The following is a 16,137-nucleotide window of genomic DNA, read 5'->3' as shown; positions in this document are numbered from 1 at the left end:
AGAGATTAGCCAGACATCACATTCGCTCCGTCTTTCCGGGAGTCCGGGCACGGCAGTACGCTGGAACCACCCTTTGGAGACGTCGGATGGCTGAACCGGATTTGATCACCAGCGCCCGCGCGGCGTACGCCCGCAGGGACTGGCCCGCGGCACGGAACGGGCTGCTCGCCGCCAGAACCACCACCGGCTTGGCGCTACCGGACCTGGACGCCCTGGCCGACGCGATGTGGTGGCTGGGCCGCGTTCCCGAATCGCTGTCCGTGGCCGAGGAGTTGTACCGGGGCCTCGCCGGTGCCGGAGACCGGCCGGCCGCGGCAATGAAGGCGATCATTCTGTCACTGCAGTGGGGCACCCGCGGGGACCTGATGGTTGCCTCCGGCTGGCTTAACCGGGCGCGGCGCCTGCTCCAGGGCCTGCCGGAAGGCCCCGAGCAGGGCTACCTGCTCTATCTCCAAAGCGTCATGTCACTGGACCTGGAGGAAGACCCCGGTCCGGCCCGGGCGGCGGCAGCGGAACTCGAGGCCGTGGCCGGCCGCCAGTCCGATCCCACCCTGGGATGCTTTGCCCGCGTGCTGGCAGGCCTTGCCGGTGTCCGTGCCGGCCGGACTGAGGAAGGGTTCAGCGAATTGGACGAGGCCCTGTTGCCGGTCCTTGCCGGCGATGTTGCCCCCGTGTGGGCCGGGGACATCTATTGCACCGTCATCCACCTGTGTCACCAGCTCGGGGACCTGGCCAGGATGCGGGCCTGGACCGGTGCACTGGAGCATTGGACCGCGGGCCAGTCAGCCACTTTTGTGTACACCGGTGTGACGCGCATCCATGAGCTGCAGCTGGTCAGTGCCGAAGGCGGCTGGGATGCGGTGGAACGCGAAATAGGCGCTTCGAGCGACAACCTGGTGAATGCGCATGGCTGGATGGCCGGCGCCGGCTACTACGAGCTGGGCGAGGTGCGCCGCCTTCGCGGCAACGCTGCCGGGGCGATGGCCGCTTACCGGCGGGCACGCGACGTCGGAGTCGACCCCCAGCCAGGAGAGGCGCTGCTCCACTATGCTGCCGGTGACAGCGCCCTGGCGCTCAACCAGTTGCGCGCCGCCCTGGGCGAGAGCCGGCTGCTGGACCGGGCCCGGCTGCTGCTGCCCGCCACCGAGCTGGCACTGGACCAGCGTGAAGCGGCGCTCGCTGACGCGCTGGCGTCGGAACTGGAACGGACGGCCGCCCGGTTCGCCTCTGCAGGGCTCCAGGCGTGGGCATGCCAGGCCCGCGGCGCCGTTCTGCTGGCTGCCGGCCGGGGCGACGAGGCACTGCCCCTGCTGGAAGCCGCAGCCCGGACGTACCGGACGCAGCGGGCGCGCTACCGCACGGCACGGATCCATGAGCTGCTCGCCAGCTCCCGCCGCAGCCTCGGACAGGCCGGTGCTGCCGATGCCGACGTCGCCACCGCACTCGCCATCTACCGACAGCTCGGCGCTGTCCCCGACGTCGAACGGCTGGAGCGCGGCGCGGCACCCGGCGCCGGCAGGAGCGGGCTGACCGCCCGCGAATGCGAGGTCCTGGCCCTCATCACCACGGGTGCCAGCAACCGTCAGGTGGCGGAGGCCCTGGTCATCAGCGAAAAGACGGTGGGGCGGCACCTGGCGAACATCTTCGGCAAGATCGGGGTATCCACCCGGACCGCCGCGGCGGGCTGGGCCAGGGAACACGGAATTACCTGACGGACGGGCGCAACAACTGGACAGAGCACGACGGCGGCGGCGCGCCGTCGTCGTCCTGCGTTGGTTGCGGTCCCTGTTCCCCGCGCCGGGATCCCCTGCATCATCCGCCCCACGCCCCCGGCAAAAGATGCATCATCCGCCCGACGCGGGGAGGACCGCCGCGAAAGTACTTTCGAAGTAGCCGGACAGGGACGTCCGCCGAACGAAAGGAAAGAACCATGACCACCACCGATACCGACCTCCACGCAGGCGCCGCGGAGACCACGCACGACGACGGGTTACCGACGGACGATGCTGTTGAGGCGGGCGCAGCCCGGTTGCTCGGCATCCTCAACGACAGCTCCGCAGCGGTCCTGGCCAGCGTCGGTCACCAGACCGGACTGTTCGATGTGATGGCCGGACTGCCCGCGGCCACGAGCGAGCAGATTGCGGATGCGGCGGGCCTCAACGAACGCTACGTCCGGGAATGGCTCGGCGGCATGGTGACGGCCCGCTTCGTTCACTACCGGCCACCCCAGAACCAGCCAACCCAGTACCAGCACGCCGCCGGCACCTACCGGTTGGACCCTGCACTGGCCCCGTCCGTCTCCGGGCCTGGAGTCGACAACCTGGCCCGCATGCTGCAGTACGTCACGCTGATGGGTGAGGTGGCCGGCAGGATAGCGCAGAAGTTCCGCACGGGCGGCGGCCTGGGCTACGAGGACTATCCGGATTTCATGGACATCCAAGCCGGTGACAGCGGCTCGGTCCACGACGCCTCCCTGGTGTCCGCCATCCTCCCGCTGGCGGGCTGCGTGGACAGGCTGCGGGCGGGCATCGAAGTGGCCGATATCGGCTGCGGAGCAGGCCACGCCGTGAACCTCATGGCCGGGGCCTTCCCCGCGAGCCGGTTCACCGGTTACGACTTCTCGGAGGATGCCGTGCTGGCGGGACGTGCGGAAGCCCGACGGCTGGGACTGGGAAATGCCCGGTTCGAGATCCTGGACGCGGCCGCCCTGGACGTCGTGGAAGGCTTCGACCTCATCACCGTCTTCGATGCCATCCACGACCAGGCCCGGCCGGCGAAGGTGCTTCAAAACATCCACGAGGCGCTGCGCCCGGACGGCACGTTCCTCATGGTGGACATCAAGGCCTCCAGCAACCTGGCCGACAATGTTGAGCTCCCGTGGGGAACGTTCCTCTACGCGATCTCCACGTTCCACTGCATGTCCGTCTCCCTGGCGCAGGACGGGGAGGGACTCGGAACGGTGTGGGGCGTGCAGCTGGCGGAGTCCATGGTGCGGGCTGCGGGCTTCGGCACCGTTGAGGTGAAGGAACTCGGGGAGGATCCGTTCAACGCCTACTTCGTCGCCAGGAAGTAGGCGCCGAACGCCTCCCGCTGCCAGGGTCTCCCTACTGTTGGGTCCCCATACTGCTTGGGTCCGTTACTCCTTGGGTCCTGCGATGTTCACGAGCCAGGCGACGCCGAACTTGTCCGTGCACATGCCGAAGGTATCGCCCCACGGCGCCTGTTCGAGGGGCACCGTCACGGTCCCGCCGTCGGACAACTTCTCCCAGTACCCGCGCAGTTCGGCGTCGTCCTCGCCGCTGAGGGAAACGGAGAAGTTGTCGCCGGGGTTGTAGCTCATGCCGTTGGGCGTATCGGCGCCCATGAGCACCAAGCCGGATTCGGTGGTCAGCATGCCGTGCATGATCTTTTCCTGCTCGGACGCATCCTCACTGGCATGGAACTCGCCAAAGGTACTCAGCGCCAGTTCGCCTCCGAATACGGACTGGTAGAAGTTCATGGCGTCCCGTGCGTTGTCCCGGAAGCCCAGGTAGGGATTAAGTGTCGTGGTCATGTTCAGGTGTCCTCTCGTGCCGGTCGATACCCGGACCAACCGTGGATCCGGTGGCCGCCCGGGCTTGGAACACTTCATATGTTGCCCGAGTCCTGCGTGACTGCATAGGGGCGGCGATGGCCTTCGGCCTCAGCTCCAGAGCGCAACGTGGACTTTGGATCCCCGTCGTTCAAGCCCCCGCGAGCCGCCCGGCGCAACCATAGCGGCTGTGGCATCCGATGAGGTGACGAAGCGCTGCAGTGCCTTTGCCTTGGACGTTGTCCGGCCGTGGTCCAGCGTGCTTGCCCACCACAGCCCGGACACCGGAGTTCCGACCACGGGCACGCGCACGAGGACTCCGGTCTGGAGTTCCGCCCGCACGATATGCCCCACGGCGAGTGTCAGGCCTTCCCCCGCCCGGGCGGCGGCGAGCGCGTCGGTTTCGCTGCTTAGCCGGATCACGTCCGGCGCTACGCCCATCGAGGCCAGCCACCGCCCCTCATCCGTCTCCGCCTGAATGCCGGAGGGGCCGGCAAACCACGGGCGGTCCAGCAGCCGTGCCAGTGGTACCGGACCATGCAGCGCAGCGAGGGGATGCTTCGCCGCCACCACAAAGACGCGCTGGTACCGCAGGAACGGGACCATTTCCAGTCCGACGTCGGCACCTGCGAGTGCCGGCTGCGCAGGCCTGGCGCCGAGGGCTATGTCGTACGCGCGGTCAAGGAGCAGCGACGCTATGTCGGCTGCGGATTCAACCACGACATCGACGGAGGCGCCCGGGACGCGTTTCGTGAAGAGGTCAAGCAGCCGTCCGGCTGCATGTTCGGCAAACGGAGCTGTCGCGACGATTCTCAGCAACCCCGCGTCCGTGGTTGCATGGGAGACTTCCCACCGGGCCTGGTCCGCCAGGCCCACGATTTCCTGGGCGTAGTCCGCCAATGCCCGGCCGCCCGGCGTCAGGGCAATGCCTCCGGAAGCCCGGACGAAGAGGGGGTCGCCGAGGTCCTTCCGGAGCGCAGCCAGTGCCGAGGAGACCGCCGGCTCGCTGACGGCCAGAGCCGCCGCGGCAGCGTGAAGCGACCCCAGTCTGGCCACGAGCGCGAAGGCCCGCAGCTGGCTCAAAGTCATCGACACCGCTTCATAACCCTTCGCTTATGACGATATTGACACTCCACTCAGGCCGGGGCAAGACTGACCTCAAATCGGCGTCCGTGAGTTTTCCGGCGCCATGGAGTGAGGTAGGGACAATGCAGATTCCGGCTTCTTTTGACTATGTGCGGGCCAGCACCGTGGACGATGCCCTTGAACTCCTTGCACGTCACGGCCCCGAGTCCCGGGTGATCGCCGGCGGGCACAGCCTGCTGCCCATGATGAAACTCCGCCTGGCCCGGCCCGAATGGCTGATTGACATCAACGACCTCTTCGAACTCGACTTCATCCTTCTCGACGGGGATCGCCTGCGGGTGGGCGCGCTGACGCGCCATACTGCCCTGCTGGAATCAACCGAAGTGGCCCGGCTCTTCCCGATCATTTCGGACGCCGAAGCAGTCATCGCGGACCCTGTGGTGCGCAACCGCGGAACCATTGGCGGTTCCCTGTGCCAGGCGGACCCGGCTGAAGACCTGTCCACGGTCTGCGACGTCCTGCGTGCCGTGGCGGTAGTCCGCGGACCCGGCGGCGAGCGCCTCGTCGACATGAACGATTTCCACCGCGGCCCCTATGAAACGGCGGTGGCCCCTGACGAGCTGCTGTGCGAAGTCCGGTTCCCCGTTCGTCCGAGATCGGGAAGTGCCTACGAAAAGGTGGAACGCAGGGTTGGCGACTGGGCAGTCGCCGCAGCCGGGGCGGCCATCTCGCTGGCGGAGGATGGCAGCGTCGAAGCCGCCGCCATCGGTCTCACGGCCCTGGGCCTCGACGGAACCGTCGCGGAAGCCGAGGCTGTGCTCCTTGGCCGGCAACCCAGCGAGGAGCTGTTCGTCGAGGCCGGCCGGCTGGCAGCCATTGCGTGTGATCCCGTCGCGGACCAGCGCGGACAGATCGACTACAAGCGGCATCTGGCCGACGAGCTCACCCGGCGGGTATTGCGACAGGCCTGCGCCCGCGCCGCCCAGACACAGGAAGGCTGAAGCGCATGCAGATCAGCATGACCGTGAACGGCAACGAAGTCGTCTCCGAGATCGAACCGCGCGTGCTGCTGGTTCATTACATCCGCGAAGTCCTGGGTCTCACGGGCACGCACTGGGGGTGCGACACCACCAACTGCGGAACATGCGTGGTGCTGATGGACGGCCAGCCGGTGAAGTCCTGCACCGTGCTCGCGGCAATGGCGGCCGGGCACGATATCCGCACCGTCGAAGGGCTCGCCACGGCGGGCACCCTCGATCCGGTTCAGCAGGGGTTCATGGAGGAGCACGGGCTGCAGTGTGGCTTTTGCACCCCGGGCATGATGCTCACGGCCCGCGCCTTGCTGGACAAGAACCCGCATCCTGACGACACCGAGATCCGCAAGGCCATTTCCGGGCAGATCTGCCGCTGCACCGGTTATGCCACCATCGTCCGCTCGGTGCAGTGGGCTGCCGCCCACCCGGCCGCCGCTGCCGCCGCCACCGGCGAAGGAGCCGACGAGGTCCTCGACGGCACCGACACCGTGGTGGAGGACGTCGCCACGGAAACCCAAGACGCAGAGGTGAAGGCATGACTGTCATCCACGAGCGGGACAGCAACCCCGCAGCCGGCGACGCGGACCGCCCGGTCGGCTACGGCCGCATCCAGCGCAAGGAAGACCCCCGGTTCGTCCGCGGGAAGGGCAACTATATCGACGACATGGTGCTGCCCGGCATGCTGCACGGCGCGATCCTGCGCGCTCCGGTTGCCCATGCACGGCTGGTCTCGATCGACACCACCAATGCGTTGGCCCACCCGAAGGTGCTTGCCGTAATCACCGGCAAGGACCTGGAGGGCCTCAAGCTCGCCTGGGCGCCGACCCTCTCCGCCGACGTGCAGGCGGTGCTGGTCACGGACAAGGTCCGGTTCCAGGGCCAGGAGGTCGCGTTCGTTGTGGCCGAGGACCGGTACGCCGCCCGCGACGCGCTGGAACTGATCGACGTCGAATACGACGTGCTGCCGCCGCTGGTCGACGCGCGCAAGGCCCTCGACGCCGACGCCCCCGTCATCCGGGACGAAATCCCGGGCCGGACGGACAACAAGATCTTCGACTGGGAAATCGGCAACGCGGCGGAGACCGAGGCCCTGTTCGCGAGCGCCGACGTCGTCGTCAGCCAGGAGATGGTCTACCCGCGGGTGCACCCGGCGCCGATGGAGACCTGCGGCGCCGTCGCCGACTTTGATGCCGTCAACGGCAAGCTGACCCTCTACGAGACGACGCAGGCCCCGCACGCCCACCGCACGCTGTTCGCGATCGTCGCCGGCATCCCCGAGCACAAGATCCGGATCGTGTCCCCGGACATCGGTGGCGGCTTCGGCAACAAGGTGGGCATCTACCCCGGCTACATCCTCGCCGTCGTCGGCTCCATCGTCACGGGCCGCCCGGTGAAGTGGGTGGAGGACCGCTCCGAGAACCTGATGTCCACCTCCTTCGCCCGCGACTACATCATGGAGGGCGAGATCGCCGCGACCAAGGACGGGAAGATCCTGGCCCTGCGCACCAACGTGCTGGCCGACCACGGCGCCTTCAACGCCACCGCCCAGCCCACCAAGACCCCTGCAGGCTTCTTCTCCATCTTCACCGGCAGCTACGACCTGCAGGCCGCCTACTGCAAGGTGACCGGCGTGTACACCAACAAGGCACCCGGGGGCGTGGCCTACGCCTGCTCCTTCCGCGTCACCGAGGCCGTGTACCTGGTGGAGCGGATGGTGGACATCCTTGCCCGGAAGCTGGACATGGACCCCGCGGAACTGCGGCTGAAGAACTTCATCAAGCCGGAGCAGTTCCCCTACGCCAACAAGACCGGCTGGGTCTACGACTCGGGCAACTACGAGGCGGCCATGCGGAAGTCCATGGAGCTGGCCGGCTACGAGGACCTGCGGCGCGAACAGGTGGAGAAACGGGCCAAGGGCGAGCTGATGGGCATCGGCATCTCCTTCTTCACCGAGGTCGTCGGCGCCGGGCCGCGCAAGCACTTCGACATAGTCGGCCTCGGCATGGCCGACGGCGCCGAGCTGCGGGTGCACCCCACCGGCAAGGCCGTGGTCCGAATCTCCGTGCAAAGCCAGGGCCAGGGCCACGAAACCACGTTCGCCCAGATCGTCGCGGAGGAACTTGGCATCCCGCCGGAGAACATCGACGTCGTCCACGGCGACACGGACCAGACGCCCTTTGGCCTGGGCACCTACGGCAGCCGCTCGACGCCGGTCAGCGGCGGCGCCGTCGCGCTGGTGGCGCGCAAGGTGCGGGAAAAGGCGAAGCTGATCGCCGCAGCGATGCTCGAGACCCGTCCGGAGGACCTGGAATGGGAAAAGGGCCGCTGGTTCGTGAAAGGCGACCCCACCGCGGGGAAGACCATCGAGGACATCGCGATGGCCGCCCACGGCACCATGACGCTGCCGGAAGGCGTCGACGGCAATCTGGACGCGGAAGTCACGTATGACCCGCCCAACCTGACATTCCCGTTCGGCGCGTACATCTGCGTCGTCGACGTCGATCCGGGAACCGGCCACGTCAAAGTACGGCGCTTCATCGCGGTGGATGACTGCGGGACCCGGATCAACCCCATGATCATCGAGGGCCAGGTCCACGGCGGCCTGACCGACGGGGTCGGGATGGCCCTGATGGAGATCATCGAGTTCGACGCCGACGGCAACAACCTCGGCGGCTCCTTCATGGACTACCTGATCCCCACGGCCATGGAGGTGCCGGACTGGGAGACGGGCTTTACGGTGACGCCGTCGCCGCACCACCCCATCGGCGCCAAAGGCATCGGTGAGTCCGCCACGGTCGGCTCGCCCCCTGCCATTGTGAATGCGGTGGTCGACGCCCTGGCACCATACGGCGTGGTTCACATGGACATGCCGTGCACCCCGGCCCGGGTCTGGGAGGCCATGCAGGGCCGCCCAAGGCCACCGATCTGACATGCAGGCCATGGCGGAAACCCTAGCGGCAAGGGCAACGGAACTCGTCAGCCGCCGGGAGCCGTTCGTCCGAGCCACGGTGGTGCGGGCGCAGCGGCCCACGAGTGCGCACGCCGGAGACACGGCCCTGATCCTGTCCAATGGTGAAATGGATGGCTTCGTGGGCGGAAACTGCGTCGAGGCCTCGGTGCGGGAATACAGCCTGAAGGCCATCTCGGCCCAAGAGCCGCTGTTGCTGCGTGTTGTGCCAGGCGAGCCTTCGCACCGGAGCGAGGAAGGCGCCGTCGAGGTTTCCAACCCCTGCCTCAGCGGAGGTGCGATCGAGATCTTCCTGGAACCGCACATCCCGGCGCCGCGGGTCCTGGTGGTCGGCACCACGCCGGTGGCCCAGGCCCTGGCGTCCCTCGGTGCCGGAATCGGCCTGCAGATGGAACTGACCGACGGGCAGGCGGCGGACCCACGGGCCGACGACGCCGCCCTGATCGTCGCCTCCCACGGCAGGGAGGAAGAAGGGGCCCTCGAACGCGCATTGCGTGCCGGGGTGCCCTATGTTGCTCTGGTTGCCAGCGAAATGCGCGGCGCCGCCGTCCTGGCATCGCTGGATGTGGATGAATCCCAGCGCTCCCGCGTGTACAGCCCGGCAGGGCTAAACCTTGGAGCCCGCACGCCTGGTGAGATCGCCGTGTCCATCCTCGCGCAGCTCATTGCCGAACGCGCCAAAGGGCGGCACCCGGTGCCTGTCCAAAGCGCAGCGGAGACAGCTATTGACCCTGTGTGCGGCATGACGGTGGCCGCTGTCGAGTCCACGCTCCACCTCGAGCACGGCGGCGCCACAATCTACTTCTGTTCCCTGGGATGCTACGAAGCATTCCGCAAGGATCCGGAACGCTATGACGCCTCCCGCTGACGCCCGGCCCCGTGTTGCCGGGCTGGTCCTGGCCGCGGGCGGGTCCCGCCGCATGGGGCGCCCCAAGCAGCTCCTTCCCTACGGTGACGGGGTGCTGCTCGACGCCGTGCTGGCCACCGCGCGGGCCTGCGGCTTCGCCCAACTGGTGCTGGCGGTGGGCGGCTCGAGCGCCGTGGTGCTGAAAGGGGTGAACACCGCTGGCTGCGATGTCGCGGTCAACCCGGACTTCGGCACCGGTTGTGGATCGTCGATAGCCGCCGCCCTTCAGTCGCTTCATCCCGACACGGATGTGGTGGTTTTGTTGCTCGGGGACCAGCCGGGGGTCATGGCCCGGAACGTGGACCGGCTGCTGGCGGGACGCGGGCAGGCCGACATCGCGGTCTGCCGGTACGACGACGGAATCGGCCATCCCTTTGCCTTCGCACGGTCCGTGCTGCCTGCGCTCGCCGGCCTGCACGGCGACAAGGCGGTGTGGAAGCTCCTCGAGGAGCGCGCGTCGGAGGTCACCGAGGTAGCTGTGCCCGGAACCATTCCCCTGGACATCAACACCGATGACGATTACGAACGCGTGCTCGACACGCTTCGGGGGGCACCATGAGCAACGCAGCGCGCAGCGGTGCGGAGAGGGACGTGCAGCAGCTGGTTCCGGACGTTCCCTCGCTGATTGCTGCGCTGGACGACGGCGACTACCTCGCCGACGTCGGACTGGCCACAGCACTGTTCCTGGCTGTGCGCCTGCCGCAGCCGATCCTGCTGGAAGGCGAGGCGGGGGTGGGCAAGACGGAGGCTGCGAAGGCACTGGCCCGCGTGCTCGACACTCCCCTGTTCCGGCTGCAGTGCTACGAGGGGATCGATGCCGGGGAAGCGCTCTATGAATGGAACCACCAGCGCCAGCTGCTGGGCATCCGGTTGGCTGAGGTCCGCGATGCAGCCCTGAACGAATCGGACCTTTTCGGGCCGCAGTACCTGCTGCGCCGGCCGCTGCTCCAGGCGATCGAGCATCCCGGACCGCGCCCGGCCGTGCTGCTGCTGGACGAGATCGACAGGGCTGACGCCGAATTCGAGGCATTCACGTTCGAACTGCTGGCAGAGGCCGCGGTGACCATCCCGGAGCTGGGCACCATTCGGGCCACGCATCCGCCCGTTGTGGTCCTGACGTCCAACCGGACGAGGGACCTGCACGACGCGCTCACGCGCCGCTGCCTGTACCACTGGATCGACTATCCCGCACCCGCACGGATTGCCGAGATCGTGCGGCGCCGGGTCCCCGGAAGCGCCGGTCCCCTGGCGCAGGAGGCAGCGTCGGCCATCACGAAGATGCGGTCACTGGACATGGCCAAGCCGCCCGGGATCGCTGAAGCCATCGACTGGGTCTCCGCTTTGTCCGTGCTCGGGATCACGCACCTCGATGCGCCCACCGTGGAGAAGACCTGGGGCTCGATTGTCAAGAACCGGGACGACCTGGAGCTCGTGGGAGCCCGTGGCGCGGCCTGGCTGGTCGGGGACGGCCATGGCTGATCTCAGCGCCGCCATCATCCCGCCTGGAGTGGATGCCGCCTCCTTGGCCGCCGGGCTTGTCACGGCGCTGCGCCGTGCCGGCCTGTCGGCTTCCCCGGACCGCGCCGTTCGGCTGGCCGAAGCACTCCGCCTGATCCCGCCCTCCGCCCGCGAATCGCTTTACTGGACGTGCCGCGTGGTCCTGGTGTCCTCGCGGGAGCAGATATCCGTTTTCGACGCCGTCTTTGCCGCTGTGTTTGACGCCCGGCTTGACCCGGCGGACAGCAGGGGCCCCGCCAAAGCACCGCCGGCCATCGGCTCCGGGGCGCGCCTCCGGCCGTCCCCGCCGTCAGGGCTGACGAATGCTCCGTATGCTCTGCCCAAAGCTTCGCCGCCCGCGCTGTTTCCCGGCAGGGAACGCCCCGAGGGGGAAGCCGGTGCTGAGCGCGCCGCCATCCTGGCCATGGCATCGACGGAGGAAAGGCTGCACGAAACGTCCTTTGCCGAGCTCTCCGCCGAGGAAGTGGCCCGGGTACGCCAGCTCGTCCGCGAGATCGCCTTCTCCACGCCGGTGCGCCTGAGCCGCCGGACCCGCAAGTCGTCGCACAGCTCTGCACGCCTTGACATCCGGGGCACCGTCCGTGCCGCCCGGCGCGCGGGATCCGATGCCACAAGGCTCTTCTACGCCCACCGCAGTCCCCGTCAGCGGCAGCTGGTCCTGCTGTGCGATGTTTCGGCGTCCATGGAACCCTACACGAGGGTTTTCCTGTCATTACTGCAGGGGGCGGTGACAGGCGCCCGGGCGGAGGCGTTCGTGTTCTCGACGCGCCTGACCCGGCTGACGCGGCAGCTGGCAGTCCGGAACCCTGACCAGGCACTGGCCCGGGCCGCAGCGAGCGCGCCGGACTGGGCGGGAGGGACACAGATCGCGGAGAGCCTGCGCAGGTTCATCGACGCGCACGGCCGCCGCGGCCTGGCCAGGGGTGCGGTGGTGGTTGTGCTCTCCGATGGCTGGGCCCAGGATGATCCGGAGCTCGTGGCCGCGCAAATGGAACGCCTGAAGCGGCTCGCCTACCGGATTGTCTGGGTCAACCCGCGGAAGGCGGACGCGAACTACCAGCCGCTGGTGGGCGGGATGGCAGCCGCTCTCCCCTACTGCGACGCCTTTGTCAGCGGGCACAGCTATGCGGCCCTCGCGGAAGTGGCAACCGCGGTCCGGGACGGACGCAGGACAACACAAGAGAGGCAGGGCACCAGCTAATGCAAATAAACAGCGCATTCTCCGTAGTCGCTCCCATCAACGACGTCTGGGACACTCTCATGGACTTTGAGCGCGTGGCCGGATGCGTTCCGGGGGCCCAGATCCTGAACAAGCTGTCCGACGACGCCTACCAGATCGGGATGAAGGTGAAACTCGGACCGGTTTCGATGCAGTACAAGGGCCAGATGTCCGTCCTCGAACGGAACGCTGACGAACACCGCGCTGTCTTCCAGGGCCGGGCGCAGGAAACCCGCGGCCAAGGTACCGCCGAAGCCACCGTCACCCTGCATCTGGCCGAGGCGCAAGGTTCCACCCAGGGTACGGTCAGCGCCGACCTGGCCCTGTCCGGAAAGGCCGCCGCCATGGGGAAGAGCGTCATCGGCGGCGTCACCGAGCAGATGATGGCGCTGTTCGCCGCCAACCTGCAGGCACTGCTCGCGGAGCCTTCCAGCGAACCACCGCGCGGTGCCGGGCAGGAGGCGCCGGCGCCTCTTCCTGTGTCACCTGTCCCCGCGGCATCCGCACCATTGCCGCCGTCTGCACCGGCGTCTGCACCGCCGTCAGAACCGGCGCCAGCTTCGTTAACGGACAACAGCCTGGACGCCCTTTCGCTGGCCAAGGGAATGCTCACCGATCAGCTCAGCAACCCCGGCAAGCTCGTAGGGCTGCTGGCCGCCGTCGCGTTTTGTGCCTATCGCCTGGGCCGCCGTGCCGGGCTGCGCTCGGGCCGGCCCTGAGCCGGCATCGGAGGTCAGGGAAAGATGCGTGACGTACTCGCCGCCATGATGCCGGGCTGGCAGCAGGGTGGCACCGCAGGGTTGGCCACCGTGGTGCGGACCTTCCGTTCAGCACCCAGGCCCCCTGGGGCATCCATGCTGGTCACGGCCGCCGGCGAAGTCTTCGGCTCGGTCTCGGGCGGATGTGTTGAGGGTGCCGTTTATGAGCTCGCCACACAGGTACAGGCAGACCACCGCCCGGTGCTGGTGAGCTACGGCGTCAGCGACGACGACGCCTTCGCCGTCGGACTGACCTGTGGCGGCACGATTGAGGTGTTTGTCGAGCCAATTTCGCAGGAGTCCTTCGCGGAGCTGGACCGGGTCCGTGAGGACATCGAGGCATCCCGCCCGGTGGGAGTTGCCACCGTGATAGAGCACCCGGATCCCGGCTGGCTTGGTCGCCACCTCGTGGTCCGGCCGGACGGGTTCGAAGGCGGGCTCGGCTCGGAGCGGGCCGATCAGGCCGTCGGCGACGACACCCAGGGCCTGCTGGCGGCCGGCCGTAATTCGGTGCTGACGTACGGTCCTGACGGCGAGCGCCTCGATAGCGGCATGTCCGTGTTCTTCGCCAGCTACGCGCCGCGGCCGCGGATGCTCGTCTTCGGGGCCATCGACTTCGCCGCGGCCTTGGCACGGCTGGGCACCTTCCTGGGCTATCAGGTCACCGTTTGTGACGCCCGCGCCGTCTTTGCCACCCAAGCGAGATTTCCCGACGCCGCGGAGGTGGTCCGTGCGTGGCCGCACCATTATCTCTCCGAGCAGCTCGCCCGGGGGCTCCTCGACGAGCGGACCGTGATTTGTGTCCTGACCCACGACCCTAAGTTCGATGTCCCGGTCCTTGAAGCGGCCCTTCGCGGTCCTCCGGTCGCTTATATCGGGGCGATGGGCTCCCGGCGCACCCACAACGATCGGATGGAGAGGCTTCGCGCTGCGGGCTTGAGCAACGAGCAACTATTGAAACTGCACAGCCCCGTCGGCCTGGACCTGGGGGCACGCACTCCCGAAGAAACTGCGGTATCGATCGGGGCCGAGATCATCGCCCTGCAATGGGGCGGCAGCGGCGAGCCGTTGGGCTCCCGTGCGGAACGGATCCATCATGACGAGGCGGCGGGCGGTTGATCGACGACGAAGCCGTATGCCCCACGCCCGCTGACCATGCAGCGGCGCGGCCCTCCGTGCAGAAATCAACGCCGGGCCATAAGCTCAGGGCATGGCCAGATACTTTGACGTGCACCCCGACGATCCCCAGCCCCGCGCGATCGGACAAATAGTGGAGCTGGTGAGGAACGGCGGACTGATCGCCTACCCCACCGACTCCTGTTACGCCCTTGGTGCACAGCTGGGAAACCGCGACGCCCTGGACCGGATCCGTTCCATCCGGCAGCTCGACAGCAAGCACCACTTCACCCTGGTCTGCAAGGATTTTGCCCAGCTGGGCCAGTTCGTCCAGATCGACAACGACGTGTTCCGCAGCATCAAGGCTGTCACGCCTGGCAGCTACACGTTCATCCTTCCGGCCACCAAGGAAGTGCCCAAGCGCCTGCTGCATCCGAAGAAAAAGACCGTGGGCGTCCGCATCCCGGACAACGCCGTGGTCCAGGCGCTGCTGGCCGAGCTGGGCGAGCCGCTGCTCTCCAGCACGCTGCTGCTGCCCGACGAGGAGGAACCGCTCACCCAGGGTTGGGAGATCAAGGAGCGGCTGGATCACGTGGTGGACGCGGTGGTTGATTCCGGCGACTGCGGTGCGGAGCCGACGACCGTCATCGACTTCTCCGGCGGATCGGCGGAAGTGGTGCGGCGGGGCATGGGTGACCCGTCCCGGTTCGAGTAGTCGCTGTTTCGCCTGGCACCCCCTCATGGGGCAGCCCTCACGGGCAGGCGTCCACCGCGGCTGGCTCAGTCCTTCTTGCGTGCCCTGCTGGGCTGCACCCGCGGAGGTTCGCCCGGCATCTTGGGATAGTCCGGCGGGAATGGCAGTTCCCCGAGGCCTGCGCCGACGTCGCGTTCCCACCACTCGAGCAGCACGTCGATCTTCCCTGGTTTATCCTTCATGTCCGCCCATGGGTCTCCGACGGTCTTTAGCCGGTCCGGGACGGTGAGAATCGTGAAGTTCTTGGGGTCGGCGCTGCCCAGTTCGTCCCAGCTGATCGGGCACGACACCGGGGCGTGGCCCAGCGCACGGGGACTGTAGGCGCCGGCGATGGTGCGGTCGCGGTTCGCCTGGTTGAAGTCCACGAACACGCGGTTGCCGCGTTCTTCCTTCCACCAGGCCGTAGTGACCTTGTCCGGCATTCGCCGCTCCAGTTCACGGGCAGCAGCGATGACGGCATGGCGGACGTCCAGGAACTCACGTGTCGGCTCCACCGGGGCGTAGACGTGCAGTCCGCGGTTCCCCGAGGTTTTGATGAACGTGGTGAGTCCGGCTTCCGCGAGCACGTCCTTCAGCTCCAAGGCTGCGGGGATCGCGTCGTCGAAGTCCGTTCCGGGCTGGGGGTCCAGGTCGATGCGCAACTGGTCCGGGTTGTCCGTGTTTTCGGCGAGTGACGGCCAGGGGTGGAACACCACGGTGTTCATCTGGGCGGCCCAGACGGCGGCGGCCGGTTCGTCCAGGACCAGCATGGGATGCGAGCGCGCACTCGGGAAGACCACCTTCACCGACCGGATGAAGTCAGGTGTGCCCTTCGGCGGGTTCTTGGAGAAGAACTGCTCGCCGTCCACATTGTCCGAAAACCGCTGCAGCGCCACGGGCCGGCCGCCGTTCGCCGCGATGAAGGCGTCTCCCACGTCCGCCAGGTAGCGTGCAAGGTCCAGCTTGGTCAGGCCCAGGTCGGGCCAAAGGACACGGCCGGGACTCGAGATCCGCATGTCGCGGGGACCGTTCGGCCCGTCAACGGTGAGGGTGGTGGATTCGCTCGCCATGGTGACAACCTACCCCGCCCGCTCCACTCCGTCAGTAGCTGGGGTCCGAATCGAAGAAACTTGGGCCCGCTCACTGGGCACGCGCCTGCGGGTCTGTCAGGATGTGAACTGGCCGGTTGCCCCCGCGGGTGCCCGCGAAAATCGTCGAAGGAGACCC

General features: G+C 67.7%; 15 protein-coding genes. 12 read left to right on the top strand and 3 right to left on the bottom strand.

All coding sequences use genetic code 11. The features are described 5' to 3' along the window. Window positions 1-86 precede the first annotated feature (86 nt). Window positions 87-1,712: a LuxR C-terminal-related transcriptional regulator gene (locus tag AC07YR_RS00645; protein WP_494732784.1), complete on the top strand. Its 1,626-nt coding sequence runs from the start codon at window positions 87-89 to the stop codon at window positions 1,710-1,712. 218 nt (window positions 1,713-1,930) lie between these two features. Further along, window positions 1,931-3,073, top strand: a complete 1,143-nt coding sequence (locus AC07YR_RS00640) for a class I SAM-dependent methyltransferase (RefSeq protein ID WP_494732783.1) — start codon at window positions 1,931-1,933, stop codon at window positions 3,071-3,073. Window positions 3,074-3,136: 63 nt separating this feature from the next. Here the strand turns inward: AC07YR_RS00640 and AC07YR_RS00635 are convergent, their stop codons facing one another. Beyond that, window positions 3,137-3,553 (bottom strand): VOC family protein, encoded by a 417-nt coding sequence (locus AC07YR_RS00635; protein WP_055806015.1) that lies wholly within the window; start codon window positions 3,551-3,553, stop codon window positions 3,137-3,139. Between the two features lie 129 nt (window positions 3,554-3,682). After that, a complete protein-coding gene (locus AC07YR_RS00630; protein WP_494732782.1) occupies window positions 3,683-4,660 on the bottom strand; it encodes a LysR family transcriptional regulator in 978 nt (325 codons plus the stop codon). Window positions 4,661-4,779: 119 nt separating this feature from the next. Between AC07YR_RS00630 and AC07YR_RS00625 the strand changes: the two genes are divergently transcribed. The 10 genes from AC07YR_RS00625 (at window position 4,780) to AC07YR_RS00580 (ending at window position 14,892) form a co-directional block, all read left to right on the top strand. Continuing rightward, window positions 4,780-5,658, top strand: coding sequence for an FAD binding domain-containing protein (locus tag AC07YR_RS00625; RefSeq protein WP_436057604.1), 879 nt, complete (start codon window positions 4,780-4,782; stop codon window positions 5,656-5,658). A 5-nt stretch (window positions 5,659-5,663) separates the two neighbouring features. Then, window positions 5,664-6,230, top strand: a complete 567-nt coding sequence (locus AC07YR_RS00620) for a (2Fe-2S)-binding protein (RefSeq protein ID WP_436057603.1) — start codon at window positions 5,664-5,666, stop codon at window positions 6,228-6,230. Next, the gene (locus AC07YR_RS00615; RefSeq protein WP_436057602.1) at window positions 6,227-8,620 is read left to right on the top strand and encodes an aerobic carbon-monoxide dehydrogenase large subunit; all 2,394 of its coding nucleotides are present in this window, start codon (window positions 6,227-6,229) and stop codon (window positions 8,618-8,620) included. The genes AC07YR_RS00620 and AC07YR_RS00615 overlap by 4 nt, the downstream gene beginning before the upstream one ends. Before the next feature lie 10 nt (window positions 8,621-8,630). Continuing rightward, window positions 8,631-9,527 carry an XdhC family protein gene (locus AC07YR_RS00610; RefSeq protein WP_494732781.1) on the top strand — a complete coding sequence of 299 codons (897 nt, stop codon included), beginning with the start codon at window positions 8,631-8,633 and terminating at the stop codon, window positions 9,525-9,527. Beyond that, complete coding sequence (locus AC07YR_RS00605) at window positions 9,511-10,125, top strand: nucleotidyltransferase family protein (RefSeq protein WP_436057600.1); 615 nt, start codon at window positions 9,511-9,513, stop codon at window positions 10,123-10,125. Before AC07YR_RS00610 ends, AC07YR_RS00605 begins: the two co-directional genes overlap by 17 nt. After that, a complete protein-coding gene (locus AC07YR_RS00600) occupies window positions 10,122-11,045 on the top strand; it encodes an AAA family ATPase (RefSeq protein ID WP_055806036.1) in 924 nt (307 codons plus the stop codon). The genes AC07YR_RS00605 and AC07YR_RS00600 overlap by 4 nt, the downstream gene beginning before the upstream one ends. Further along, the gene (locus AC07YR_RS00595) at window positions 11,038-12,285 is read left to right on the top strand and encodes a vWA domain-containing protein (RefSeq protein WP_494732780.1); all 1,248 of its coding nucleotides are present in this window, start codon (window positions 11,038-11,040) and stop codon (window positions 12,283-12,285) included. Before AC07YR_RS00600 ends, AC07YR_RS00595 begins: the two co-directional genes overlap by 8 nt. Next, window positions 12,285-13,022, top strand: a complete 738-nt coding sequence (locus tag AC07YR_RS00590; protein WP_494732779.1) for an SRPBCC family protein — start codon at window positions 12,285-12,287, stop codon at window positions 13,020-13,022. The genes AC07YR_RS00595 and AC07YR_RS00590 overlap by 1 nt, the downstream gene beginning before the upstream one ends. 24 nt (window positions 13,023-13,046) lie before the next feature. Continuing rightward, window positions 13,047-14,180, top strand: coding sequence for an XdhC family protein (locus AC07YR_RS00585; RefSeq protein WP_494732778.1), 1,134 nt, complete (start codon window positions 13,047-13,049; stop codon window positions 14,178-14,180). A 91-nt stretch (window positions 14,181-14,271) separates the two neighbouring features. Beyond that, window positions 14,272-14,892 carry an L-threonylcarbamoyladenylate synthase gene (locus AC07YR_RS00580; protein WP_055806046.1) on the top strand — a complete coding sequence of 207 codons (621 nt, stop codon included), beginning with the start codon at window positions 14,272-14,274 and terminating at the stop codon, window positions 14,890-14,892. A 65-nt stretch (window positions 14,893-14,957) separates the two neighbouring features. On the opposite strand, the gene ligD is transcribed toward AC07YR_RS00580, so the two are convergent. Then, window positions 14,958-15,980 carry a non-homologous end-joining DNA ligase gene (gene ligD / locus AC07YR_RS00575; RefSeq protein ID WP_494732777.1) on the bottom strand — a complete coding sequence of 341 codons (1,023 nt, stop codon included), beginning with the start codon at window positions 15,978-15,980 and terminating at the stop codon, window positions 14,958-14,960. Window positions 15,981-16,137: the final 157 nt, after the last annotated feature.

The sequence above is a fragment of the Arthrobacter sp. GW460-12-1-14-TSB2 genome (assembly GCF_059423525.1).
Note: the sequence above shows the minus strand (reverse complement) of the source record. Positions and strands in the feature narration are given on the sequence as shown.